General features: G+C 64.4%; 28 protein-coding genes and 1 riboswitch. Of the genes, 11 read left to right on the forward strand and 17 right to left on the reverse strand.

The genetic code is table 11. From position 1 onward, the window contains the following. From ACSMEV_RS17905 to cobO, 9 genes are read right to left on the reverse strand one after another with little or no spacing between them, the layout of a single operon-like run. Nucleotides 1-573 carry a histidine phosphatase family protein gene (locus ACSMEV_RS17905; protein WP_459206329.1) on the reverse strand — a complete coding sequence of 191 codons (573 nt, stop codon included), beginning with the start codon at nucleotides 571-573 and terminating at the stop codon, nucleotides 1-3. Then, nucleotides 570-1,625: a nicotinate-nucleotide--dimethylbenzimidazole phosphoribosyltransferase gene (gene cobT, locus ACSMEV_RS17910; protein WP_459206330.1), complete on the reverse strand. Its 1,056-nt coding sequence runs from the start codon at nucleotides 1,623-1,625 to the stop codon at nucleotides 570-572. The genes ACSMEV_RS17905 and cobT overlap by 4 nt, the downstream gene beginning before the upstream one ends. After that, complete coding sequence (cobU, locus tag ACSMEV_RS17915; RefSeq protein WP_459206331.1) at nucleotides 1,622-2,143, reverse strand: bifunctional adenosylcobinamide kinase/adenosylcobinamide-phosphate guanylyltransferase; 522 nt, start codon at nucleotides 2,141-2,143, stop codon at nucleotides 1,622-1,624. The genes cobT and cobU overlap by 4 nt, the downstream gene beginning before the upstream one ends. 4 nt (nucleotides 2,144-2,147) lie before the next feature. Then, nucleotides 2,148-3,602, reverse strand: coding sequence for a cobyric acid synthase (locus ACSMEV_RS17920; protein WP_459206332.1), 1,455 nt, complete (start codon nucleotides 3,600-3,602; stop codon nucleotides 2,148-2,150). Further along, nucleotides 3,599-4,591: a threonine-phosphate decarboxylase CobD gene (gene cobD, locus ACSMEV_RS17925; protein WP_459206333.1), complete on the reverse strand. Its 993-nt coding sequence runs from the start codon at nucleotides 4,589-4,591 to the stop codon at nucleotides 3,599-3,601. Before cobD ends, ACSMEV_RS17920 begins: the two co-directional genes overlap by 4 nt. Further along, nucleotides 4,584-5,492 (reverse strand): adenosylcobinamide-phosphate synthase CbiB, encoded by a 909-nt coding sequence (gene cbiB / locus ACSMEV_RS17930; protein WP_459206334.1) that lies wholly within the window; start codon nucleotides 5,490-5,492, stop codon nucleotides 4,584-4,586. The genes cobD and cbiB overlap by 8 nt, the downstream gene beginning before the upstream one ends. Next, nucleotides 5,489-6,139 carry a 5,6-dimethylbenzimidazole synthase gene (bluB, locus tag ACSMEV_RS17935; protein ID WP_459206335.1) on the reverse strand — a complete coding sequence of 217 codons (651 nt, stop codon included), beginning with the start codon at nucleotides 6,137-6,139 and terminating at the stop codon, nucleotides 5,489-5,491. Before bluB ends, cbiB begins: the two co-directional genes overlap by 4 nt. Beyond that, the gene (locus tag ACSMEV_RS17940; RefSeq protein WP_459206336.1) at nucleotides 6,136-7,431 is read right to left on the reverse strand and encodes a cobyrinate a,c-diamide synthase; all 1,296 of its coding nucleotides are present in this window, start codon (nucleotides 7,429-7,431) and stop codon (nucleotides 6,136-6,138) included. Before ACSMEV_RS17940 ends, bluB begins: the two co-directional genes overlap by 4 nt. Beyond that, nucleotides 7,428-8,039, reverse strand: a complete 612-nt coding sequence (cobO, locus tag ACSMEV_RS17945) for a cob(I)yrinic acid a,c-diamide adenosyltransferase (protein WP_296268886.1) — start codon at nucleotides 8,037-8,039, stop codon at nucleotides 7,428-7,430. Before cobO ends, ACSMEV_RS17940 begins: the two co-directional genes overlap by 4 nt. Nucleotides 8,040-8,164: 125 nt before the next feature. After that, nucleotides 8,165-8,388, reverse strand: a riboswitch (cobalamin riboswitch). A 220-nt stretch (nucleotides 8,389-8,608) separates the two neighbouring features. Between cobO and ACSMEV_RS17950 the strand changes: the two genes are divergently transcribed. Further along, entirely contained in the window at nucleotides 8,609-9,928 is a 1,320-nt protein-coding gene (locus ACSMEV_RS17950; protein ID WP_459206337.1) for a PQQ-dependent sugar dehydrogenase, read from the forward strand. A 418-nt stretch (nucleotides 9,929-10,346) separates the two neighbouring features. On the opposite strand, the gene ACSMEV_RS17955 is transcribed toward ACSMEV_RS17950, so the two are convergent. The 3 genes from ACSMEV_RS17955 to hda form a co-directional block, all read right to left on the reverse strand. Continuing rightward, nucleotides 10,347-10,889: a C40 family peptidase gene (locus ACSMEV_RS17955; RefSeq protein ID WP_459206338.1), complete on the reverse strand. Its 543-nt coding sequence runs from the start codon at nucleotides 10,887-10,889 to the stop codon at nucleotides 10,347-10,349. Nucleotides 10,890-11,026: 137 nt separating this feature from the next. After that, a complete protein-coding gene (locus ACSMEV_RS17960; RefSeq protein ID WP_459206339.1) occupies nucleotides 11,027-11,668 on the reverse strand; it encodes a C40 family peptidase in 642 nt (213 codons plus the stop codon). Between the two features lie 129 nt (nucleotides 11,669-11,797). Then, nucleotides 11,798-12,502 (reverse strand): DnaA regulatory inactivator Hda, encoded by a 705-nt coding sequence (hda, locus tag ACSMEV_RS17965; protein WP_296269031.1) that lies wholly within the window; start codon nucleotides 12,500-12,502, stop codon nucleotides 11,798-11,800. Nucleotides 12,503-12,867: 365 nt separating this feature from the next. On the opposite strand from hda, the gene purM reads away from it, so the two are divergent. The 3 genes from purM to ACSMEV_RS17980 are packed head-to-tail and all read left to right on the forward strand — an operon-like array spanning nucleotide 12,868 to nucleotide 15,298. Then, nucleotides 12,868-13,926 carry a phosphoribosylformylglycinamidine cyclo-ligase gene (gene purM / locus ACSMEV_RS17970; RefSeq protein ID WP_459206340.1) on the forward strand — a complete coding sequence of 353 codons (1,059 nt, stop codon included), beginning with the start codon at nucleotides 12,868-12,870 and terminating at the stop codon, nucleotides 13,924-13,926. Further along, a complete protein-coding gene (purN, locus tag ACSMEV_RS17975) occupies nucleotides 13,926-14,579 on the forward strand; it encodes a phosphoribosylglycinamide formyltransferase (protein WP_313740691.1) in 654 nt (217 codons plus the stop codon). Before purM ends, purN begins: the two co-directional genes overlap by 1 nt. Before the next feature lie 8 nt (nucleotides 14,580-14,587). Continuing rightward, nucleotides 14,588-15,298: a DUF3108 domain-containing protein gene (locus ACSMEV_RS17980; RefSeq protein WP_459206341.1), complete on the forward strand. Its 711-nt coding sequence runs from the start codon at nucleotides 14,588-14,590 to the stop codon at nucleotides 15,296-15,298. 51 nt (nucleotides 15,299-15,349) lie between these two features. Here the strand turns inward: ACSMEV_RS17980 and ACSMEV_RS17985 are convergent, their stop codons facing one another. The 3 genes from ACSMEV_RS17985 to ACSMEV_RS17995 form a co-directional block, all read right to left on the reverse strand. Next, nucleotides 15,350-15,952, reverse strand: a complete 603-nt coding sequence (locus tag ACSMEV_RS17985) for a tRNA-uridine aminocarboxypropyltransferase (protein ID WP_459206342.1) — start codon at nucleotides 15,950-15,952, stop codon at nucleotides 15,350-15,352. 102 nt (nucleotides 15,953-16,054) lie between these two features. Next, nucleotides 16,055-16,180, reverse strand: coding sequence for a PA1414 family protein (locus ACSMEV_RS17990; RefSeq protein ID WP_459206343.1), 126 nt, complete (start codon nucleotides 16,178-16,180; stop codon nucleotides 16,055-16,057). Nucleotides 16,181-16,396: 216 nt separating this feature from the next. Next, nucleotides 16,397-17,323 (reverse strand): DMT family transporter, encoded by a 927-nt coding sequence (locus ACSMEV_RS17995; RefSeq protein WP_459206344.1) that lies wholly within the window; start codon nucleotides 17,321-17,323, stop codon nucleotides 16,397-16,399. 311 nt (nucleotides 17,324-17,634) lie between these two features. On the opposite strand from ACSMEV_RS17995, the gene ACSMEV_RS18000 reads away from it, so the two are divergent. Both ACSMEV_RS18000 and ACSMEV_RS18005 read left to right on the forward strand, forming a co-directional pair. Continuing rightward, on the forward strand, nucleotides 17,635-18,117 hold the full coding sequence (locus tag ACSMEV_RS18000) for a hypothetical protein (RefSeq protein ID WP_459206345.1): 483 nt from the start codon (nucleotides 17,635-17,637) through the stop codon (nucleotides 18,115-18,117). Nucleotides 18,118-18,188: 71 nt separating this feature from the next. Then, nucleotides 18,189-18,443 (forward strand): DUF7660 family protein, encoded by a 255-nt coding sequence (locus tag ACSMEV_RS18005; protein WP_459206346.1) that lies wholly within the window; start codon nucleotides 18,189-18,191, stop codon nucleotides 18,441-18,443. A gap of 150 nt (nucleotides 18,444-18,593) precedes the next feature. On the opposite strand, the gene ACSMEV_RS18010 is transcribed toward ACSMEV_RS18005, so the two are convergent. Continuing rightward, nucleotides 18,594-19,001 (reverse strand): transcriptional regulator, encoded by a 408-nt coding sequence (locus ACSMEV_RS18010; RefSeq protein WP_459206347.1) that lies wholly within the window; start codon nucleotides 18,999-19,001, stop codon nucleotides 18,594-18,596. Between the two features lie 156 nt (nucleotides 19,002-19,157). On the opposite strand from ACSMEV_RS18010, the gene ACSMEV_RS18015 reads away from it, so the two are divergent. Continuing rightward, the gene (locus ACSMEV_RS18015) at nucleotides 19,158-19,430 is read left to right on the forward strand and encodes a hypothetical protein (protein WP_459206348.1); all 273 of its coding nucleotides are present in this window, start codon (nucleotides 19,158-19,160) and stop codon (nucleotides 19,428-19,430) included. 330 nt (nucleotides 19,431-19,760) lie between these two features. Here ACSMEV_RS18015 and ACSMEV_RS18020 read toward each other — a convergent pair whose 3' ends face one another. Next, nucleotides 19,761-21,137 (reverse strand): DEAD/DEAH box helicase, encoded by a 1,377-nt coding sequence (locus tag ACSMEV_RS18020; RefSeq protein WP_459206349.1) that lies wholly within the window; start codon nucleotides 21,135-21,137, stop codon nucleotides 19,761-19,763. Nucleotides 21,138-21,243: 106 nt separating this feature from the next. On the opposite strand from ACSMEV_RS18020, the gene ACSMEV_RS18025 reads away from it, so the two are divergent. From ACSMEV_RS18025 to ACSMEV_RS18040, 4 genes are all read left to right on the forward strand, one after another. Next, on the forward strand, nucleotides 21,244-22,566 hold the full coding sequence (locus ACSMEV_RS18025; protein ID WP_459206350.1) for a mechanosensitive ion channel family protein: 1,323 nt from the start codon (nucleotides 21,244-21,246) through the stop codon (nucleotides 22,564-22,566). A gap of 217 nt (nucleotides 22,567-22,783) precedes the next feature. Beyond that, complete coding sequence (locus ACSMEV_RS18030) at nucleotides 22,784-22,933, forward strand: hypothetical protein (RefSeq protein WP_459206351.1); 150 nt, start codon at nucleotides 22,784-22,786, stop codon at nucleotides 22,931-22,933. 186 nt (nucleotides 22,934-23,119) lie between these two features. After that, complete coding sequence (locus ACSMEV_RS18035; protein WP_459206352.1) at nucleotides 23,120-23,362, forward strand: hypothetical protein; 243 nt, start codon at nucleotides 23,120-23,122, stop codon at nucleotides 23,360-23,362. 404 nt (nucleotides 23,363-23,766) lie between these two features. Beyond that, nucleotides 23,767-24,024, forward strand: coding sequence for a hypothetical protein (locus tag ACSMEV_RS18040; RefSeq protein WP_459206353.1), 258 nt, complete (start codon nucleotides 23,767-23,769; stop codon nucleotides 24,022-24,024). Nucleotides 24,025-24,201: the final 177 nt, after the last annotated feature.

Genomic DNA, 24,201 nt, shown 5'->3' on the forward strand with positions numbered 1-24,201 from the left:
TCAGTGCGCCCCCTCGGCACGGGCATCGTAGCCGTCCAGGTCCAGGCGCAGCAGCGCGCCGTGGCCCACCTCCACCTGCAGCAAGTGCGCGCGCGGCAGGCCGCGGGCCTGGGCCAGCAGCAAGCGCATGACGCCGCCATGGGTCACCAGCAGCACCCGCTGGCCCCGGTGACGCTGGCGCGCCTCGCGCAAGGCCTGCCCTACGCGCTTGGCGAAGGCTGCCACCGGTTCGCCCCCAGGCGGCGTGTAGGCGTAGGGGTCGGACCAGAAGCGGCCCAACGCGTCGGCATCGGTCTGCATCAACTGCGCCGCGCTGCGCCCCTCCCACTCGCCGAAATGCAACTCCTGCCAGGCTGGGAGGATTTCAAGCGGCAGATCGAGGCGTTCGGCCAGCCCCTCGGCGAAGCGTGCGCAGCGCTGCAAAGGCGAGCTCAGCAGCACGTCCCACGGCCCCGCAGCGGCGACGGCCGTGTCCATCTGCGCCCACCCCAGTTCGGTCAGGGCATCGTCCAGGCTGCCGCGCAGGCCGCCGCCCAGTTCGGTCTCGCCGTGGCGCAACAGGTCGAGGATCATGCCGGGCGATCCGCGACGGCGGCTTCAGCGAACGTCGCCATCTGCCCGTGCAACGCACAGGCCAGGCGCAACAGTGGCACTGCCAGCGCCGCACCGCTGCCCTCGCCCAGGCGCAGGCCCAGTTGCAGCAACGGCTCGGCCTGCAAGGCTTGCAGCACACGGGCATGGCCAGGCTCGGCGCCGCTGTGGGCGTACAGCAACCAGGCCTCGCAGCTCGGGTTCAGGCGCACTGCCAGCAGCGCCGCGACGCTACAGATGAAGCCATCGACCAGCACCACGATGCCGGCTTGGGCACAGGCCAGATAGGCGCCGGCCAGGGCCGCGATTTCGAAACCGCCCACGCAGGCCAATGCCCGCAGCGGCTCGTCCGCACGCAGCCTGTGCAGCGCCAGAGCCTGCTCGATCACCGCCGCTTTGTGCCGCACCCCGGCGGCATCCAGGCCCGTACCCGGCCCGCTCAACTCATCGGGCGCGCACGCCAGCAGCACACTGGCCACGGCGGCGGCGGCAGTCGTGTTGCCGATGCCCATCTCACCGCCGATGAACAACTGCGCGCCACCGCTCTGGGCGCGTTGGGCGCAGTCGCGGCCGGCCTGCAAGGCGCCGTGCAACTGCGCCTCGTCCATCGCCGGGCCGTGCAGGAAGTTGCCGGTACCCGCGCCCAGGCGCAGGTGGCGCACGCCCGGCAGCGTCAATTGCGCATCGACGGTGCCCAGGTCCACCACGTCCAAGCTGGCGTCCAGTTGCCGCGCCAGCACGCTGATCGCCGCGCCCCCGGCGACGAAGTTGCCGAGCATCTGCCCGGTCACCGCCTGCGGATAGGCTGACACCCCTTCGACCACCACGCCGTGGTCGCCGGCGAAGATGCCGATCGCCACCTGCTCAAGGCTCGGCCGCTCGCGGCCTTGCAGACCGGCCAGGCGTATCGCCAGGGTTTCCAGCTGGCCGAGCGAACCCGCCGGCTTGGTCAATTGCTGTTGACGCGCCTGGGCCTGGGCCATGGCGGCGGTATCGACAGGGCGGCAAGCGCCCTGCCACCAGAGTGAAGTCATAGCGCAGGTCCTTTCAGGGTCAGGGGCAGGCCGGCCACGCTCAGCACTACCTGCTGGCAGCGCGCGGCAACCGCTTGGTGCAGGGTGCCGGCCAAGTCGACGTAGCGACGGGTCAGTTCGCCGAGGGGCACCACGCCCAGGCCGGTTTCGTTGCTGACCAGGATCACCCGGCCCGGCAACTGCGCCAGGCAGTCGAGCAACGCCTCGCATTCGGCGTTGAGCCGCGCGTCGTTTTCGAGCATCAGCAGGTTGGTCAGCCATAAGGTCAGGCAATCGACCAGCAGGCAACGGTCTTCGGCGGCATGGGTGCGCAACACATCGGCCAGGGCCAGCGGCTCTTCGACCAAGGCCCATTCGCTGGGGCGGCGCTCGCGATGCAGGCGCACCCGCTCGTGCATTTCGCCGTCGAGCGGCGCGCTGGTGGCGATGTAGGTGACCGCCAGGCCGCTGTCGGCCGCCAGGCCTTCGGCCAGGCGGCTCTTGCCCGAACGGGCGCCGCCGAGGATGAAACTGTGCATGGGTTCAGTCCACTCCACAAAGTTGACGCAGCAGCGCGGTATCCAGATGGCGCTCGACCAGATCGGCCAATCGTTCGATGTCGCGTTCGCGCAGGGCGTGGTAGTCGATCTCCCGCACGGCCTCCAGCCCGGCCCAGCGCAGCAGCGCGGCGCACGACTCGCGGCCCTCGAACAAACCGTGCAGGTAGGTCGCCAGCACCTGCCCGTCGGCACTCAGGGCGCCGTCGCAACGGCCATCGGCCAGGCGTACCGCCGGATGCTCCAGACTTGGGCCTTGGGTGACGCCGGCGTGGATTTCGTAGCCGGTCACCGGCGCTTGGCCCAAGCTCAGCTCGCCCTGCACATTGCGCAGCTGTTTCTCCTGCTCCAGCACCGTGGCGTAGTCGAGCAGGCCCAGCCCGGCGCTGCTGCCGGCCGGCCCTTCCAGGCCATGGGGATCGCGCACCTCATGGCCGAGCATCTGCAAGCCGCCACAGATGCCGATGAGCTTGCCGCCGTAGCGCAGGTGTCGGGCGATGGCGGTGTCCCACCCACCGGCGCGCAACTGCGCGAGATCGCCGCGCACACTCTTGGAGCCGGGCAAGATGATCAGGTCGGCGGGCGGGATCGCCTGGCCAGGGCCGATGAATTGCAAATCCACCTGCGGGTGCAGTCGCAACGGGTCGAAATCGGTGTGGTTGCTGATGCGCGGCAGCACCGGCACGACCACTCTCAGCACCTGCGCTTCTTTGGCGGTCTGCCGGCGGTCGATGCCGTCCTCGGCTTCCAGGTGCAGGTCGCTGACGAAGGGCAACACCCCCAGCACCGGCTTGCCCGTACGTGCCTCCAGCCAGTCCAACCCCGGTTGCAGCAAGGCGATGTCGCCCCGGAAGCGGTTGATGACGAAGCCCTTCACCCGCGCCTGCTCGCTGGGCGAGAGCAGCTCCAGGGTGCCGACCAGGTGGGCGAAGACGCCGCCACGGTTGATGTCGGCGACCAGAATCACCGGGCAGTCCACCGCTTCGGCGAAACCCATGTTGGCGATGTCGCCGGCGCGCAGGTTGATTTCGGCCGGCGAGCCGGCGCCTTCGACCATCACCACCGGGTACTGCGCCTGCAAACGCCCATGCGAGGCCAGCACGGCCTCCAGAGCGATGGCCTTGTAGTCGTGGTAGGCCACGGCGTTCATGCTGGCCACCGCGCGGCCATGGATGATGACCTGGGCGCCGGTGTCGCTGTTGGGCTTGAGCAGCACCGGGTTCATGTCGGTGTGCGGCGCCAGGCGGCAGGCCTGGGCCTGCACCGCCTGGGCACGGCCGATCTCGCCGCCGTCGGCGGTAACGGCGCTGTTGAGCGCCATGTTCTGCGGCTTGAACGGCACCACGGCGGTGCCATGGCGCAGCAGCCAGCGGCACAGCGCGGTGACCAGCGTGCTCTTGCCGGCATCGGAGGTGGTGCCTTGCACCATCAGGGTGGTCATGGGTGGTCCTTCTGGTAGGCCGCCAGGGCCTGGCCGAGGCGACGTTCGTCGGCGGCGCTGGGCGGCAGGCCCAGGCGCAGGGCGGCGGGCTCCTCGAACAGGCGCACGAGAATGCCGCGGCGGGCGAGAAAGTCATGCAGCTGCGCCGCTTGCGGCAGGCGCAGGTACTGGAACAGGTCGCAACCGCCGCTGGGCGCCAGCCCTGCGCCGCTCAGCTGCTCGGCCAGGCGGCGGCTGGCGGCGGCGCAGCGGATGCGTTGCAGGTCGTGGGTGGCGCCGTCGGCCAGGCAGGCCTGGCCCAGCACGCGGGTCGGCCCGGCGATGGTCCACGGCCCCAAGTAGTCGGCCAGGCGCTGCAACAGGTCGGCTTCGGCCAGCACGAAGCCCAGGCGCACCCCGGCCAGGCCGAAGAACTTGCCGAATGAACGCAGCACGATCAGGCCCGGGCGCTCGGCGCAGCCGGCCAGGCTCTGGTGCGGATCGTTGTCGATGAAGGCTTCATCGACCACCAACCAACCGCCGCGTGCGGCCAGGCGCGCATGCCAGTCGAGCATCCGCGCACGGGGCAGCAGCCGGCCAGTGGGGTTGTTGGGGTTGACCAGTAGCAGCACATCCAGACTGTCGAGCGCAGCCTCGACCTGGTCGTCGGCCAGTGCCAGCAATTCGTGCCCGGCGCGCTGCCAGGCATGCGGGTGCTCGGCATAACACGGGCTCAGCACCCCGACCCGGCTGCGCGCGCGCAGCAACGGCAGGGCCTGGATCGCTGCCTGGGAACCGGCCACCGGCAACAGTTGCGTGGCGCCGTAATAGGCGCACGCCGCCTGTTCCAGGCCGTCTTCGGTTTCCGGCAGGCGCGCCCAGGCGGCGTGGGGAATCTCGGGAATGGGATAGGCCCAAGGGGCGATCCCACTGGACAGGTCCAGCCAGTCGCCGCGGGCAATGCCGTAGTCGAGGCTGGCGCGCAGTAGTCGTCCGCCGTGTTCAAGCATCCAGGTAGGCTCCCAGGCAAATGATCAGCAACCACAGCCACACGCTGCGCTGCACCAAGTCCCAACCACGCTCGATGGCGTCGGCGTCGGCGCCCTCGCCTGCGCCCAGGCGCGCGCGTTCGTGCAGCTCGCCGTGGTACACCGCCGGCCCGCCCAGCTCCACGCCCAAGGCGCCGGCTCCGGCGGCCATCACCGGGCCGGCGTTGGGGCTGTCCCACAGCGGCGCCTGGCGCTTCCAGCAGGCGAGCGCCAGACGCGTCTTGCCCAGTAACGCGTAGGTCAGCGCCACCAAGCGTGCGGGCACGTAGTTGAGCACGTCGTCGATACGCGCCGCGGCCCAGCCGAAGCGCTCGAAGCGCTCGTTGCGGTAGCCCCACATGGCATCGAGGGTGTTGCTCAGGCGGTACAGCACCACGCCTGGCGCTCCGGCCACGACGAACCAGAACAGGGTGGCGAACACCGCGTCGCTGCCGTTTTCCAGCACCGATTCGGTGGCGGCGCGGGCCACGGCGGGTTCGTCGAGTTCGGCGGTTTCGCGGCTGACCAGATAACCCACGCGGCGCCGCGCCTCGTCCAGATCCCCCTGGCGCAGCGCATTGGCCACCGGCAGCACATGTTCGCCCAGGCTGCGCAGGCCCAGCGCACAGTACAGCGCCAGCACGTCCACCAGCCAGCCGACGATCGGCAGCCACGACAGGATCAGCGCCAGCAGCGTCAGCGGCAGTACGGCCAGGCACCAGGCGCTCACCCCATGGCTGCGCCAGCCCCGGCCACCAGGGTTGAGGCGCCGCTCCAGGGCGCTAGCCAGGTTGCCGAAGCCCACCAGCGGGTGGCGGCGCGAAGGTTCGCCGAGCAAGGCGTCGAGCGCCACCCCGGCCACGGTCAGCATGGCGACGCTCACGGGCGTTCTCCCCAATGGTTTTCGTACAGCATGTCTTCGAGGGGCCGGGCTTCGGCCCATCGCTCCTGGACCAGCATGGGCGCTGGGTAGAACTCGGTGACCGGCCCCAGGCACAGCACCGCCACCGCCTTGGCGCCGGCCGGCAGGCCCAGCAGGTCGCCCAGCGCCTGCGGATCGAACAACGACACCCAGCCCAGCCCCAGCCCTTCGGCACGGGCGGCCAGCCACAGGTTCTGGATGGCGCAGGCCAGGGAGGCGAGGTCCATTTCCGGCAAGGTGCGGCGGCCGAAGATGTGCCCTTCGCGCTGGTCCATCAGCGCTGCGACCAGCACCTCGGCGCAGTCGTGGATGCCTTCGACCTTGAGCCGCATGAAGGTGTCGCCGCGCTCGCCCAGTGCCTCGGCGGTGCGCAGGCGTTCGGCCTCGACCAACTGGTGAATGTCGTCGCGCAGCGCCCGGCGGGTGATGCGGATGAAGCGCCAGGGCTGCATCAGGCCGACGCTCGGCGCCTGGTGCGCGGCGTGCAGCAGGCGCTGCAACAGGGCCGGCGCCACCTCGCCCCCGGCGAAATGGCGCATGTCGCGGCGCTCGCCGATGGCGCGGTAGACCGCCGCGCGCTCGGCGTCGGTGAAGGCGTGTTCGCTCATGGTCGCAACAGCGCCGCCGCCGCTTCGGGGTCGGAGGGGAAATAGAAATGCACGTAGGAAGCGGTCGTGCGGCCCAGGCGATACACCGCCTCGTTGCCGCGCCCGCCGTTGGGGCTCAGGCCACGGGCGATGGGCGTCTCGTCGGTGGTGGTCAGCGAGTGGTGGTAGGTGTGCCCACGCAAGGTGCCTTCGGGCAAGGTCACCGTTTGCAAGGCCAGGGCCGCCAGGCGCTTCTGCATGGTGGCTTCGCCGCGCAACAGGCCGACCAGTTCGGCACGCTCGCCGGCGACGTCGGTCAACGCATTGAGCAGGTACAGCATGCCGCCGCATTCGGCTAGCAGCGGCTTACCGGCTGCGTGGTGGGCGCGAATCGCCGCCAGCATCGGTGCGTTGGCGGCCAGGGCGTGGTGGTGCAGTTCGGGGTAGCCGCCAGGTAGGTACAGACTGTCGACTGCGGGCAGTACTTGGTCGTGCAGGGGCGAGAAGAAATGCAGGGTCGCGCCCTGGGCGCGCAGCAGGTCGAGGTTGGCGCCGTAGGCAAAGGCGAAGGCCTCGTCGCGGGCGATGCCAATATGCACGCCGTGCAGGGCCGGGCGCACCTCGACCGGCTCCGGCGCGTCGAAGCCCACCGGCGGCGGCAAGGTGGCGTCACAGCTTTCGCCGAGCGCCTGCGCGGCGGCGTCCAGGCGCGCGTCCAGATCGTTCAGTTCGCTGGCCTGGACCAGCCCCAGGTGGCGGCTGGGCAGCTCGATGCCGCGCTCGCGCGACAGCCCGCCGTACCAGCGCAGCCCTTCGCTCAGGCTGCCTTCGAGCAGTTGCGCGTGGCGCAGGCTGCCGACCCGGTTGGCCAGCACGCCGGCGAACGGCAGGTCGGGTTGGTAGCGCGCCAGGCCCAGGGCCAGGGCGCCGAAGGTCTGGGCCATGGCCGTGCCGTCGATCACTGCCAGTACCGGCACGCCGAAATGGCGGGCCAGGTCGGCGCTCGACGGGGTGCCGTCGAACAGGCCCATGACGCCTTCGATGAGGATCAGGTCGGCCTCGGCGGCGGCCTGCCACAGCAAGCGCCGGCTTTCGGCCTCGCCGATCATCCACATGTCCAGTTGGTACACCGGCGCGCCGCTGGCGCGTTCGAGGATCATCGGGTCGAGAAAGTCCGGCCCGCACTTGAACACCCGCACCCGCCGCCCGAGGTTGCGGTGCAGGCGCGCCAGGGCGGCGGTGACGGTGGTCTTGCCCTGCCCGGAAGCGGGCGCGGCGATCAGCACCGCCGGACAGTGTCGGCGTTCGCTCACAGCTCCACGCCCTTCTGTGCCCGAATGCCGGCCTGGAAGGCGTGCTTGACCACGCCCATCTCGGTGACGGTGTCGGCCAGCTCGACCAGCTCGGGCTTGGCGCCGCGGCCGGTGACGATCACATGCTGCATGGGCGGGCGCGCCTGCAGGTCGGTCAGTACCTGGTCGAGGTCCAGGTAGCCATGCTTGAGGGCGATGTTCAGTTCGTCGAGCACGACGAACTCCACGGCCGGGTCTTGCAGCAATTGCCGCGACACCGCCCAGGCCGCTTCGGCGGCGGCGATGTCGCGCTGGCGGTCCTGGGTTTCCCAGGTGAAGCCTTCGCCCATCACGTGGTAGCTGACCTGCTCGGGGAAGCGTCGGAAGAACAGTTCTTCACCGGTGCTGTTGCGGCCCTTGATGAACTGCACCACGCCGCAGCGCATGCCGTGGCCCATGGCGCGGGCGAGCATGCCGAAGGCCGAGCTGCTCTTGCCTTTGCCGTTGCCGGTCAGCACCAGCAGCAGGCCGCATTCGTTGGGGGAATTGGCGATGCGGTCGTCCATCAGCGCTTTCTTGCGCTGCATGCGGGCCAAGTGGCGTTCGTCGCGCTCGGGGGATTCGTTCATGGGGGTCTCCGCGGGCCGCGGCGCCTGAACAGGCGCCGGTAGGTCGATAAGGCAGGCAGACACGGAGGCGCGCAGCAGCCACGGCCTTACGCCACGGAGCACCGCGCATCACCCTCCGTGATACCGATATAAGACAGTGACAGGCCGGTCTCCGGGCTTGTGAGCGGGGCCTTGGCCCTCGGGCGCTGCGCAGTTCACCAGAGGATGATGCTTCTGGCCGTACGTGTCGCTCGACTCACCTACCGTTGCGGGGGCAGCGCCGGAATCGCGCTGCTGTGGCGCCCACCGGCTTCCCAGTTTCACCCCGGTGGAAGCTTGTCCACGGGGCACCTGAAACGAACGGCGAAGGTTAGAGGGTTGCACCCGGAGCGTCAATGTGGATGGCAGGGATGAGTGGGCCCGGGTTGTCGTCGACGATTGGAACGCGCCACCGAACGGACCGCGCTCATTCGCTTGGCGGATCGCAGAGAGGGCTACCGGAACCGCTGCGCGATCCATCGCAAGGGAACTCGTTCCCATACGGCCTCTCTCAATTTTGTCGATGGTTCCCGTTTGCGGAGAATGCCTGCATGGCCCAGATGCGTATCGGTTTGCTGATTGCCTTGACCACAAGCCTGGCGGCGTGCGGCGAGTCCGCCCGCTTGCAGGTTTCCGATGGCACGGGCCCGACGCCCGAGCTGCCGGCGCCGAACAAGACGCTCATTCCCACGGTGAACATCGCCCCCGCCATCGGCTGGCCGGACGGTGGCAAACCGATCGCTGCCAAGGGCACCCAGGTCAACGCCTTCGCCGAGGGGCTCGACCACCCGCGCTGGCTGTATGTGCTACCCAACGGTGATGTGCTGGTGGCCGAAACCAATGCGCCGCCCAAGCCCGACGACAGCAAGGGCATCAAGGGCTGGATCGCAGACAAGGTAATGAAACGCGCGGGCGCCGGTGTGCACAGCGCCAATCGCATCACACTGCTGCGCGATGCCGACCATGATGGCGTCGCCGAAATGCGTGTCCCGTTCATCGAAAACCTCAACTCGCCTTTCGGCATGGCGCTGATCGGCCACACCCTCTACGTTGCCGATACCGACAAACTGCTGCGCTTCGCCTACACCGAAGGTGCCATGCAATTACGCGACCCGGGGCAGAAAGTGGTCGACCTGCCGGGCGGTCCGCTCAACCACCACTGGACCAAGAACGTCATCGCCAGCCCGGACGGCAGCAAGCTGTATGTGACGGTCGGGTCCAACAGCAACGTCGGCGAAAACGGTCTGGACCAGGAACGCGGCCGCGCCGCCATTTGGGAAGTAGACCCGGCCAACGGCCGGCAGCGCCCGTTCGCCACCGGCCTGCGCAACCCCAATGGCCTGGCCTGGGAGCCGCACACAGGGGCCTTGTGGACGGCGGTGAACGAGCGCGACGAGATCGGCAGCGACTTGGTGCCCGACTACATCACCTCGGTCAAGGACGGCGGTTTCTACGGCTGGCCCTACAGCTACTACGGCCAGCACGTCGACGCGCGCGTCGATCCGCAAGATCCGGCCAAGGTTGCCAGCGCTCTGGTGCCGGATTTTGCCGTCGGCCCGCATACCGCCTCACTGGGCCTGACCTTCATCGCATCTGGCACCTTGCCGGCGCCCTTCACCCAGGGCGCGTTGATCGGCCAGCATGGTTCCTGGAACCGCAAACCGCTCAGCGGCTACAAGGTGCTGTTCGTGCCGTTCGACGACAGCGGCAAGCCCAAGGGGCAGCCGGTGGACTTGCTCGGCGGTTTCGTCAATGACGAAGGCAAAGCGATGGGGCGCCCGGTGGGCGTGGTCGGCGATGGGCGCGGAGGCGTGCTGGTGGCGGACGATGTGGGGAATGTAGTTTGGCGGGTGACGGGGGTTGGCAAATGAGATGGCTCGGGGCGCTCGGTCTGGATCGTGGGGCGGCGTAGGCCTGGGCTGGGACCGCTTTGCGGTCCATCGCGGCTGAAGCCGCTCCTACACGGGACGCTGTGGGAACGGTTCAAACCGCTTCTACATCACATACTGTATGAGTGGTTTCAGCCGCTTTCAAACCGAACACTGTAGGAGCGGCTTCAGCCGCGATGGCCGGCGAAGCCGGCCCAACCCAGGCGGTGCGCTCCCTCAAGCTGAACCGGCTTTCCCTCAAGCTGAACCAGCTTTCCCTCAAGCTGAGCCGGCATTGCCTCACAGAACCCGTTGTGCCTGTCATTACCGTCGGCAATACCGCTCAACCGACTGCGACCACGCATCCAACCGCCATGCCTCGAATCCAACCCGAGCGCCCCACGCCAACTCCGCTTTGACCCTAGGGATTCTGCGCCAAATGTCCCGCCGGAATGATCCGCTTGGCTTGCAGATAGGCCTTGGCCCAGTAGCTGTTCGACAGATAGTCCAACCGCACCGTACCGCCCGTACGCGGGGCATGCACGAAACGCCCCTCCCCCACATAGATGCCCGCATGGCTGACCTGTGAGCCGCCACCGGTCGCGAAGAACACGATGTCGCCCGACTGCAGTGCGTTGATGTTCACGCTGGGTGCGCGCATGACGATCATTTCCCGTGTCGAGCGCGGCAGGCTGATGCCGGCGGCGTCGTTGTACACGTATTTGATCAGGCCACTGCAATCGAATCCGGAGTCCGGGGTATTGCCGCCCCAGCGGTAAGGCGTGCCCACCAGGCCGATGGCACGGAACAACACGTCCGAGGCCACGGGGGAAAAGCTTGGCTGGGTGTTGAACGTCATCTGCGGCTTGACCACCGGCGCGGGCACCGGGGCTGGGGCCTGGCTGGAGCAGGCGCCCAGCAGTGCAACGGACATCAGGAAAGCGAAGCGCACCATTGTCGTCATGGTCGGAACGTCCTGTAGGAAACCTATCGGCGATAGCCGGAAAGAGTTGAGAAATTAGATTAGACGTTTTCTGTAAATGCACACGGCGATTAGCTTTTCAGCTAATCGCCGTGTGTACCGACAACACCCTGCAACGATTAGTTGCGTGCGAGATTGGTCGGCGCCATGGCCAAGGCGCGTTTGGCCTGCATGAAGGTTTTGCTCCAGTAGCGATCGCCCAGGCTGTCGATGCGCACACCGCCGCTGCGGCGGCTGCTGGAGTGGATGAACTGATTGTCACCCAGATAGATACCGGCGTGGCTGACGCGGCCACGGCCGTTGGTGCTGAAGAACAGCAGGTCGCCCGGCTTGAGCTTGTTGCGCGCGACTTTCGGCGCGTCGACGTTGATCATTTCGCGGGTCGAGCGCGGCAGCGACATGCCCGCCTCTTCGCGGAACAGGTAACCGATGAAGCCGCTGCAATCGAAGCCCGATTGCTCGGAGGTGCCGCCGAACCGGTAGCGCGTACCGATCAGCTCCTTGCCACGCTCCAGAATGCTGTCGGCCAGCACGGGCAGCTTGTAGGGCTGGGCGCTGGAAAAGACGGGGTGTTGTTCTTCGTCGAGGGCCAGGTCTTGTTCGGTGAAGACGGAAGAGGCCGATGGCTTGGCCTTGATCGAAACCTGGGAAGCGACGTGTGGTTGAACCTGAGGCTGGGAAACGGTGCCGGGTTGAGTGGCGCAGCCAAAAAGCAGGGTCACCAGTGCGAGAGGCACGAGGGGTGCGAAGCGAGTAAGCATGGGCACGACCGTGGCGATAAGTGGTTTTGGAAGGTGGAGACTATGCCGTCACCTGTAACCATTTGCAAATTTAATCGAAAAAAATGTGACTTTTCGTTTTTGCAGTGATCGAAGGCAGCGCTTGGGCAGTTACCAGCCCAAGGTTTCCTTCAAAAACGGGATGGTCAGCTTACGCTGCGCTTGCAGCGAGGCCTGGTCGAGGCGCTCAAGCAAATCGAACAAAGCGCTCATGCTGCGCGTACCACGAGTGAGGATGAAATGGCCCACTTCGTCGGTCATCTGCAAACCGCGGCGCGAGGCGCGCAGTTGTAGGGCGCGCAGCTTGTCTTCGTCGGAAAGCCCGCGCATCTGGAAGATCAGGGCCAGGGTCAGGCGCGATTTGAGGTCCGGCAGGCGGATGGGCAGTTCGCGGGGCGAGCTGGACGCAGCCAGCAACAGACGCCGACCGCTGTCGCGCAGGCGATTGAACAGGTGGAACATGGCCTCTTCCCAATCGGCCTTGCCGGCGATGACGTGCAGGTCGTCGATGCACACCAGTTCGAACTGTTCCAAATGGTCGAGCAGTTCGATGCCGCGGTCGAGCAGTTGCGCCAGAGGCAGATAGACCGCCGGTTCCCCCAACTGCTGAAAGCGATGCGTGGCCGCCTGTAACAGGTGCGAACGCCCCACCCCTTGCTTGCCCCACAGGTAGATCAGGCTTTCCGTCCAGCCGGCGTCGGCCTCGCAAAGCCGCTCGACATAGCCCAGCGCCGCAGCATTGGCGCCGGGGTAGTAGTTGATGAAGGTGGCGTCGTCGCGAAGGCGCACACCCAGGGGCAACTGGATCGGTTTCATGCTGGCGGCGGTCACGAGAACCCAGGGGCCTTAGGTGAAAAGACGGCAAAGTCTATACCCGCCGTGCGGGGCGCACAATCGCGCTGCCGGGCAGCGGTAGGAAAATCAACGGCTTGCGATTTGCCAGGCGCGCGGCATTGGCAGTGCGCTTCTATCTACAGAGGCTTCGCTTCTATATGGCGCAGGCTGCTGTTTTTACCTATTTACCGCCCTGCCCGTCGGCCTGAGGATGGCCGCTGCGTGGCAACCCTGATAAAATCGCGCGCCTTCGCAGACCACTGACGTCTCCGGCAGCCGGCCGCCACCGCCGGCCTTGCCCGTCAGGGTCGTTTTCCTGAATCCCTCCCCGTTAAAGGCCTGGATCAATGAGCAAGCAACCCTCCCTGAGCTACAAGGACGCCGGTGTAGACATCGACGCCGGCGAAGCACTGGTCGAACGCATCAAGGGCGTGGCCAAGCGCACCGCACGCCCTGAGGTCATGGGTGGCCTGGGCGGCTTCGGCGCCCTCTGCGAGATCCCGGCCGGCTACAAACAGCCCGTGCTGGTCTCCGGCACCGACGGCGTCGGCACCAAGCTGCGCCTGGCGCTGAACCTGAACAAGCACGACAGCATCGGCCAGGACCTGGTCGCCATGTGCGTCAACGACCTGGTGGTGTGCGGCGCCGAGCCGCTGTTCTTCCTCGACTACTACGCCACCGGCAAGCTCAACGTCGACGTGGCCGCCACCGTGGTCACCGGCATCGGTGCCGGCTGCGAACTGGCCGGCTGCTCGCTGGTCGGCGGCGAAACCGCTGAAATGCCCGGCATGTACGAAGGCGAAGACTACGACCTGGCCGGCTTCTGCGTAGGCGTAGTGGAAAAGGCCGAGATCATCGACGGCTCCAAGGTCGCGACCGGCGATGCCCTGATCGCGCTGCCGTCCTCCGGCCCGCACTCCAACGGCTACTCGCTGATCCGCAAGATCCTCGAAGTGTCCGGCACCGACATCGACGCCACCCAGCTGGGTGGTACCCCATTGGCCGACCTGCTGATGGCCCCGACGCGCATCTACGTCAAGCCCCTGCTGCAACTGATCAAGCAGACCGGCGCGGTCAAGGCCATGGCCCACATCACCGGCGGCGGCCTGCTCGACAACATCCCGCGCGTACTGCCCAAGAACGCTCAGGCCGTGGTCGATGTGGCCAGCTGGCAGCGCCCGGCGGTGTTCGATTTCCTGCAGGAAAAAGGCAACGTCGACGAACACGAAATGCACCGTGTGCTCAACTGCGGCGTGGGCATGGTCATCTGCGTCGCACAGGAGCACGTCGATGCGGCCCTCGCTTCGCTGCGCGATGCCGGTGAGCAGCCTTGGGTGATCGGCCGTATCGAGCAGGCCGCCGAAGGCGCCGCACAAGTGGTGTTGCACAACGTCAAGGCACACTGATGCCCGAGGCTTTCTGCAATGTAGTGGTGTTGCTGTCGGGTTCTGGCAGCAACTTGCAAGCCCTGATCGACAGCAGCCGCGACGCGCACAGCCCCGTGCGCGTATGCGGCGTGGTCGCCAACCGCGCCGACGCCTATGGCCTGCAACGGGCCAAGGCTGCCGGGATTCCCACGGCGCTGTTGGAACATACCGGTTTCGACGGGCGCGAAGCCTTCGACGCGGCGCTGATGGCGCTGGTCGACGGTTTCGAACCCGACTTGGTGATCCTCGCCGGTTTCATGCGCATCCTCAGTGGCGGTTTCGTCCGTCACTACCAGGGCCGCCTGCTGAACATCCACCCTTCCCTACTGCCACGCTACAAGGGCCTGCACACGCACCAGCGCGCCCTGGAAGCGGGCGATGCCGAGCACGGCTGCAGCGTGCACTTCGTCACCGAGGAACTCGATGGTGGGCCGTTGGTCGTACAGGCAGTGATTCCCGTTGAACCTGGCGACACCGCCCAGAGCCTGGCTCAGCGCGTGCACCACCAGGAACACCAGATCTACCCGCTGGCCGTGCGCTGGTTCGCCGAAGGGCGCTTGCGTCTCGGCGACCAGGGTGCGTTACTCGATGGCTCGCCGCTGCCGGCCAGCGGCCACCTGATCCGACCTTAGGAGAATGTATGCGTCGTGCCCTGCTCATGGCTCTCGCCGTGCTCGCCCTGCCCCTGCAGGCCGCTGAATTGAAGCCGTTTTCGGCCAGCTACACCGCCGACTGGAAGCAACTGCCCATGAGTGGCACCGCCGAGCGCAGCTTGGTGAAAAACGCCAACGGCACTTGGGACCTCAACTTCAAAGCCTCGATGATGATCGCCAGCCTGACCGAGCAAAGCACCGTGCGCATGGAGAACGATACGCTGCAACCGCAGACGTACCACTTCGAGCGTGGCGGGCTGGGCAAGGCCAAGAAGGTCGACCTGAAGTTCGACTGGACCGGCAAGAAGGTCACCGGCAGCGATCGCGGCGACGCCGTCAGCCTGCCGCTCAACCGCGGCGTGCTGGACAAGTCCTCGTACCAGTTGGCCCTGCAGCATGACGTGGCCGCCGGCAAGAAGAGCATGACGTATCAGGTCGTCGACGGTGACGAGATCGATACCTACGATTTCCGCGTCCTGGGCACCGAAAGCGTCGCCACCAAAACCGGCAACGTCGATGCGATCAAGGTCGAGCGCGTGCGCGACCCGAGCCAGAGCAAGCGCATCACTGAGCTGTGGTTCGCCAAGAGCTGGGATTACCTGCTGGTGCAATTGCGCCAGGTGGAAACCGATGGCAAGGAATACGTGATCGTGCTGCAGGATGGCACGGTGGACGGCAAGTCGGTCAAAGGCAACTGAGTTACTGACCCGAGCTGTACAAATCGGGGCCGCATAGCGGCCCCGATCGATTCACCCGCCCCCATGATTGCGCGCGAACGTCTCCTCCCCCATCGCCCGGATCTGCCCCTCGATCAGCGCCTCGAACGGCCTGAGCAACGCATCGAATCGCCCCTCTCCCTCCAGCTCGTTCAACGCCTGCACCACGGCCTCTATGGTCGACAACGCCTCGGCCGTCGGCGCTTTGCGCACGCGGTAACGCGATACGCCACCGCCGCTCAAGGTCACGCGGGGCAGCGCTTGCAGGACCGGGTTGAGGTACAGCAGCTTGCGCGCCTTGCGCCACGTGGCGTCGGGCACCACCAGCAATAGTGGCCTTGGATCTCCTGCCGAGCCTGTATCGGCAAGTGCCACCGCCGCTTCCCCCGGAAACAGCAACACTGGCCGGTAATCGGGCATGTTTAGCCAATCGGCCAATTCGGAGAACACTTCACCCACCGCCAATTGCGCATTGGCCAGGCCCAGCGCGGCCAGTCGCGCCGTGTTCAAGGCATGGGTACTCTCGCTGGGATGCTGGAGCAACAGCACACGGTGGCGGCTATGAAGATGGGGAATCAGCGCGCAAAGGCAGTGGGTCAGCGGGCGCAGGCAGCGCTCGCAGCGAGGTCGGGACATAGGCTTCTCCTGGGCGGCGGCAGTGTGCCACAACTCGGGGAAAATCCGGCGTTTGGCCCGACCCTGAAAAAGCCGACGCCCGTTGTGGCATCGGCTTTGCGATCAACGCCGGCGCGGCTGGCGCTTGCGCTGCTCGTCGGTGGGAATCGGCACCGGCTGTAGCGGCGGTGGGATGAGGCCGAGCGCGACGCCCAGGTCGTGAAGCCAGTTGTGCATAAGGTCGTTCATGGTGCCCCCTTTACGGGTAAGCCTTGCGGCAAAACGTTTCAGCGATGCTTCGTACAGATCTTAGTCCGATTACTGAACTACGCACCCGACTAATCCTACAGATGGAGGTAAGTCTGCCTTGGTTCAAGGGCTGAAAGACAGTCCCGACAGTCGGCTAACTATTTCCCTTTGTTGCTGTAGATCGAATATCGCCCTTTTAGGAAGCCATTCAGATGCTCAACCGAGCCACCGCCGCAATTGTCGGCGCACCCACGGCTCGGCACTGACCAGCACCACTCCTGCCAACACCAGCAATGCGCCCAATACGAAATTCAGGCTCAGCGACTCGCCCAGCAACAGCACGCCGAACGTCACGCCGAACAAGGGCGTGACGAACGAGAACACCGCCAGGTTGGAGGCCAGGTATTTGCGCAGCAACCAGAACCAGGTCAGGTAGCTGACGAACGACACCACCACGCCCTGGAACAGCACGCTGCCGATGGCCAAGGGCGTCAGCGACACCTGGCCGATCTTGCCGCTGAACAGCGCTACCACCAGTAAACCGGCGAAGCCCACCAACAGCTGATAGAACAGCGTGAGCGACGCCGGCGCTTCCGACAGGCGCGAGCCGCGCACCACCACCGTGGTGGCGCCCCAGGCAAGGCCGGCCAACACACCGAAGGCATCGCCCAGCAGCACCCTTCCATCCATTTGGCTCAACGACGTGCCCCCTGCGAATGCGACGGCGATACCGGCGAAGGCCAAAGCGATGCCCAGCCATTGCAACAGGCGCAAACGCTCGCTGGGCAACATGAAGTGCAGGCCCAGGGCCGTGAAGATCGGTGCGGTGTAGAGGAACACCGACATGTGCGCCGCCGAACTCAGCTTCAGCCCCTCGGCGATGAACAGAAATTCCAGACCGAACAAGGCACCTGCCAACAGCCCGCCGCGCCATGTGTCGCGGAGTTGCCCCCACTCCCGCCGCCAGCTCACCAACAGGCCTACCAGCAGCCCGGCGATGCCGTTGCGAAAGGCCGCCTGCATCACCGGGTCGATGTCCGGCGCGGCCCATTTGATCATGATCTGCTGACTGCCCCAGATCAGGCACAGCAGCATCATCAGCTGGAAAGCGAAGCGGTCGGGCTGTTTGCGCGCTACGGTCATGAGCGGCCTCGAAAGTGGAGCATGGGCATGGCAATGGCTCGCTGAGACAGGAAAGTAGGGATTATCCGGTGCAGGCCTGTGGCCCGCCAGGGTCTATACGAAGCGTTCGAAGCAATGGCCGACACCGCCGACGTCATTGATTCGGTAGTCATGTCGGACCCAGAACTTGCCAGGCTGGGTACAGTGATGCTTCGGCAAACCCGATCGCAGGTGTTAAATAGACGACTTCACCCACGCTGCAAGTGGCCAGGTCATCAGCCATTGAGCGGCGCAGGCCATGTGGCTCACGCTCGGATTACAGGGAGACCACAATGAATCTCGAAGAGCAGGTGCTAATTAACATCGAGAGGTTCAGCCCTCGACCCGAGGTCATCGAAGACTGGGAGCCGGTAGCCGACAGACTGTCCAACGCCTTTCCTTGGAAGGGTTCGAAGATCGCATGGGGACAGTTGGATTGGCACAGCGTAGCGCCCATCGATCTGGGCCAAGCGGACTGCGCGCCGCAATTGAATGCCTTTCTGAAAACATACGACGTGTTGAACGCACTGCCTGCACACGGGCAGATTTTCTATATCAACGACGCGGCGCTGGATATTGCACTGTCGATCAGGCCTGAGATTTTTCCAGGATTTTTAGCCTATGTGGTCAATGACATCCCGCAGCATCATTACTTCTTTGATTCATCCGGGATTTGGTGCTTGGCAGTGACTGCCGAGGGCTATATGGATTTCGGTGGAATGGGGGCGTGTGCCAATAACCGCGCCCAGTCAATCCAGCCTCAAGTCATTGCATGACGACCCCCCTACAAGTACACGCCGGCGTCGTACGCATGCCCTGGTCGCGTGGGCCAAAAGGACACACAACAATGGATTTGCAATCCCTGCTCCATCAAGTCAATGACCCTCAAACGTTTTTACGCTTTGCGCGTGCTTTGGTGGCGGACAAGACCGCACACGCTTCCGAAAGCACGGAGTGGCAGAACGACACGGTCGAGGGATTCCTGGAAAGTGCCATCGCCTGGGCCGAAGACAGTGACTTCGGAGCCAGCCAAGGCCTGCAACCATCCAATCCGTGGCAGCAGTTCGCGGTTTTCCTGTACTGCGGCAAGATCTACGAATGATTGAAATTTCGTGGGCAGCCACCGGTCGGACGGTGTTCTGTTTCGAATTCCGTAGACCTGAGCGAGAGAACACAAGACACAAACCGTGGCGGCCCCTGCATCTGGGCAACCACGGCATCGTTCCTACAGATGAGGCCCGTCAGCTCATATCTATTGGCACGCCCCTCCAGAGATTTGCGCTTTAGCCGAGACCTGTTCGAACGTGGTCGGGTCCAGCGCATCGGGCTGCTCGTCCAGCACCTGGCGCGGATGCTCGAACCCTGGAATGCTGCTGTCGATCAAACTCAACAGCCGCGAACCGGTTGGTGTGAGCACGAAGTTCTCGCCATTGCCACCTTCGCTTTCCGGGCGATGGTCGATGAAACCACGTTCCAACAACACTTTCTCGTACTCGCAGGCACGGCTCTTGAGCGCATCGACATCCCCGACCGGCTCGCCGGCGGCGGCTTTGGCAGCGGCGTGCTGCTCGGCGTAAGGGCGTGGCGTGAAGTTTTCGCCCGCACCGTTTTGCACTTCATGGAGCAGGCGTTCGATCAGGTCCCAGTCATAGGTAGACATCGGCGTAACCTCGCGAAGCAACGGATGAATGACATGCTTGGGACCGGCGCGGCGAGGTGGTGTTCACAACGATATGGACTGACTGCTCAGTCAGTTTCGCTGAACTTCGCCAATCGTGGCAGCTCCACCGCACATCACCGCAATGGAGAATGCACGATGACACCCCTGTCGAACCTGGCCTGCGCCGCTGCACTGCTCTGCACCCTGCCCGCCTGGGCCTGCACCCCGGAAGAAGCCACCGCCAAACGCGAGGCACTGGCCGGCCTGGTCACGCAACTGACCGAGCAGGATCCGCAGAAAGCCAAGGAGATCAACGAGGAGTTGCAGAACATGCAGCTGGACAGCGCCAGCAAAGACTTGTCGGACAAATGCCAACTGATCGACCGGCGTGTGCAAGAACTGAAAGCGGCGGAGAAGAAGACCGGCTAAGGGATAAGGTTGATCGGTCAAGCGTGAAGAGTAGCCAGTTCAGCGCCCCGACCCGGTTGGTGGTGATTGCTTGAAAAGCACGGCACGACCATAAGCCTCTCAGGCGAATCTTTGTAGGAGCGGCTTTAGCCGCGATGGCCGGCATCGCCGGCCCAACAGCCCCAACAGCCCCAACAGCCCCAACAGCCCCAACAGCCCCAACACCTTAGGCCCGGCATCAGCGCACCGTCCAAACCAGGCCCACCTATTTTTGACTGACTGGCATCAAGCTAAAGCAACATTGCCAGGGCACCGCCACCTACAGCGTCCATGCCCCGGCAAACGCACAACTCACTCTGCAGCCGGCGCACGCTTCTTCAGCGGTGCCATACCATCAGCGCTGGCCAGCGGCGCGTTCTTCTTCGGCTTGGCAGTTGGCTTACGCTTGGCGGCTACCTTCTTATCACCCGCCTTCTTGTCGCCCGCTTTCTTATCGGTCTTTTTCTTCTTCACGCCAGCGGCCTTGCCCGACGCCTTAACCTTCTTCGGCCCGCTGTAAGTGCCTTTGACTTCCTTGATCACCCGGCGCTCGAACTGCTGCTTGAGGTAGCGCTCGATGCTCGACATCAGGTTCCAGTCGTTGTGGGTGATCAGCGAAATCGCCAGGCCTTCCCCACCTGCGCGGCCGGTACGGCCGATGCGGTGAACGTACTCGTCGCCACTGCGCGGCATGTCGAAGTTGATCACCAGGTCCAGGCCGTCGATGTCCAGGCCACGGGCCGCCACGTCGGTGGCCACCAGCACCTTGGAGCCGCCTTCCTTGAAGCGGTCGATGGCCTGCTTGCGGTCTTTCTGGTCCTTGTCGCCGTGCAGGACGAAGGCCTTGATGTCCTTGGCCACCAGGTGGCCGTAGATGCGGTCGGCCATGACTCGGGTGTTGCTGAAGATGATCGCCTTCTTATAGGTCTCGTTGGCCAGCAGCCACTGGATGATCTGCTCTTTGTGCTGATCGTGGTCGGCAGTGATGACCTGCTGGCGAGTGCCCTCGGCCAGTTGCGAAACGCTGTTGAGCATCAGGTGCTCGGGGTTCTTCAGTACCTTGCCGATCATGTCGCGCAGGGCCGCACCGCCGGTAGTGGCGGAGAACAACAGGGTCTGCTCGCGGTTGGCGCATTCATGGCACAGGCGCTCCATGTCCTCGGCGAAACCCATGTCGAGCATGCGGTCGGCTTCGTCGAGCACCAGCACCTGCACGTGGGACAGGTCGAGGTTGCCGGCGTTGAGCTGCTCGAGCAGGCGGCCCGGGGTGCCGATCAGCACGTCCGGCACCTTGCGCAGCATGGCAGCCTGTTCCTTGAAGTCTTCCCCGCCGGTGACCAGCCCGGCCTTGATGTAGGTGAACTGGGCGAAGCGCTGCACTTCCTTGAGGGTCTGCTGAGCCAGCTCGCGGGTGGGCAGCAGGATCAAGGCACGGATTTCCACCCGTGGGCCTTTGAGGTCGATCAGCCGGTTGAGCATCGGCAGCACGAAGGCGGCCGTCTTGCCGCTACCGGTCTGCGCGGTCACCCGCAGGTCTCGCCCTTCGAGGGCCAAGGGAATGGCCGCCGCCTGCACCGGGGTCGGCTCGACAAAATTCAGCTCGGCCACGGCTTTGAGCAGGCGTTCGTGCAGGGTGAGTTGGGAAAACACGGAGGTAACCTCGGGCAAGTAGCGGGAATTCAGTTGCATAGGGTAACGTTTTCCGCCGAAGGAGCCGAGTTTCTTTTGGCAAACTCCCTCCCCCGCGTGCACCTCGATTGCACATCACACCGCTATACAGGCTTCGCTGATCGCTATGAACTTCCAACAACTGTGGACCGACGCCCTGGATGTCTGGGGCACCCTCGACCAACACCCCATATTGCACGCCGGCCTGGGCCTCGCCGTGCTGCTGTTGATCGCTTTCCTGCTCGGCCGCCTGGCCCGCTTCGTGGTGCTGCACGGCGCCCGCCTGCTGGCGCGGCAACCGGCACTGCGCTGGGTCGACGACCTGCGCCACAACAAGGTGCTGCACCGCCTGGCGCAGACCGTGCCGTCGCTGGTGATCCAGTTCGGCCTGAAGCTGGTACCGCAACTGGGCGCCACCGCCGAGCACTTCCTCGACAACGTCGCCCTGGCCACCACGCTGCTGTTCCTGAGCCTGGCGCTGTCGTGCCTGCTCGACGCCCTGCTCGGCATCTACGCCCGCACCGAACACGCCCGCACCCGCTCTATCAAGGGCTACGTGCAACTGGCCAAGATGGTGCTGTGGGTGTTCGCCATCATCGTCATCGTCGCCACCCTGATCGACCGTTCGCCGCTGTTGCTGCTCTCGGGTTTGGGCGCCATGTCGGCAGTGCTGCTGTTGGTCTACAAGGACACGTTGCTGTCGTTCGTGGCCAGCGTGCAGTTGACCAGCAACGACATGCTGCATGTGGGCGACTGGATCGAGATGCCGCAGGTGGGTGCCGATGGCGATGTGGTGGACATCAGCCTGAACACGGTGAAGGTGCAGAACTTCGACAAGACCATCGTTTCCATCCCCACCTGGCGCTTGATGAGCGAGTCGTTCCGCAACTACCGTGGCATGCAGCAATCAGGTGGGCGGCGGATCAAGCGCGGCTTGAGTATCGACGTGTCCAGCGTGCGCTTCCTCACCAGCGAAGAGGAACAGCGCCTGATCAACGTGCGTTTGCTGGGCGACTACCTCACCACCAAGCGTAAGGAGCTTCACGAGTGGAACGAGGCCCAAGGCTTGGGCGAGGAACTCACCGCGAACCGCCGCAAGCTCACCAACATCGGCACCTTCCGCGCCTATGCCTTGGCCTATCTGCAGAACCACCCCGACATCCATCAGAACATGACCTGCATGGTGCGGCAGATGGAGGCCACCGCCGAGGGCGTACCGCTCGAGCTGTACTGCTTCACCCGGACTACGGCATGGGCGGATTACGAGCGGATTCAGGGGGATATTTTCGATTACCTGCTGGCGGTGTTGCCGGAGTTTGGGTTGAGTTTGTATCAGCAGCCGACAGGGCGGGATATGCGGGTAGGGTTTTCCGGGGTGGAGCGGGTTGTCGAAGGCTTGGAGCTGGAGAAGCATGGGTATCGGGGGCGGGCAGCGAACGGTCGCCCTTGATTTGTTTATTTGTGGGGCCTCAAGCCGTGCCCTCAAATCACGAGGTTTGCGGTTTTGAGGCGCACTTGGTCGACTATATTTCCGGAGCGAACAACGACTTTTTCCTACAACATAAATGTGCTGCCATTCGTTGACTCGGTTTCGCTTGCGCTCAAAGATAACCGACCAACTCCACTTGTTTCCGATGTGACTTCCAACCCTGAACCAGGAGCTAGCGATGTCTAACGTCTCGATTGCACTGATTAAAGAGAGCAACAAAATGCTTTCTGCATCTGCAAAAAAATCCGTTGCTACTCGCTCATCGAAGCTGTCAGCCGACACGATCAACAACCTGATGAAAAAGGCGTTCAATCGCTTGTCTCGCTGACCACGGATCGCCACTTTGCACCCTCAGCAACCTGGCCCTCCTGGCCACATTCCGACCCCGCCAATTATTCACGACGTCGACTCAGATCGGTCGCTATACCAGTCGGCCGATTCCGGGCCGGCGTCTTTGTGCTCAGATATCCATTTCGACGTCTTCCGTAAACTCGTGGAGTCACCGGATGACTTCTTGGGATTGCTCGCCTACTCCCTGTACAAACGCCACGAAATTGAATGGATTGAAGCGCATCCAGACGACAATCATGAGGCCTTCAAAAAGGTGGCGTGCACGCCTCAGCAATTGGGCATGTACCGTTATCAAGCCGAGCAGATGGCGAGAAATTTCATCGACGTTTCGCTCGCTCAGCTGGAAGCCGAGATGCGTAGCTCGACCATGGAAGGTAGCAAGGTGATTGTGCTTGGCAATGTTTGAGCTTTTCCTTCGAGGCAATGAGTTCATCAGTGAAGGATGGACTAGATAAGTCAGCGCCTCTCGCACTCCTCTCCCCGCCACGATTCTGTAAGACCTTTCTGAATCCAATACCAAATGCTTCAAGATCAGCGCACCGGCGAACTATCCTACGCGCCAGGCCGAATTTTCACCGTTGTCGGGGAAATGCTTCAGGACTAACGTCCACCGCGTCGTTTCGACGACCGGGTGTGAGAACCCGAACACGATGAATCTGGCTGGCCTTCATGGTGGCCCTGCGCGGGCAGACTTCGGTCTGGCCGAGGTTTCTTCGTTTGCTCGGTTTCTCACCCTGCGCAGGGCCGCCACCCAAATCCGTGAGAAGGTTGGGTTGTGGCTTTTCCGACACAAACGAAGAGCCCGATGCCATGAAAAAGCCCGTCCCCGACCCGCCCCGCATCCAGAACACCCGCAACTACTACTTCATCGATCAAGACCTCAGCCCCCTCGACGCCCTGAGCCACACCCTCGAACTCATGGCCGGCATCGAAACCACCCTCGACGAATACATCTGCGTCAACGCCGGTGAGACGGGCGTGCCGATGCTGGTGAATACCGCCCATCAACTGCAGATGGTCCAAGCGCTGACCCAGTTTGTGTTGCAGCGTTTCGAGCAGAGGCCCTAGTGTGGTGTTTCGCAAATAATACTCATGTTTTAGTCTAGGCTTTTCCACACTAGGAAAGTCTTGGAGCAACGACATGAGAGCCGGCTGCCCTGCCGCCCCCATTTATTTGAGCGACGAAGAACATACCGAACTGCTTCGTCGCTCCCGACAGCGTAAAGGCCCTGCTGGATGCCGCAC

The organism is Pseudomonas sp. MLB6B (assembly GCF_054508135.1).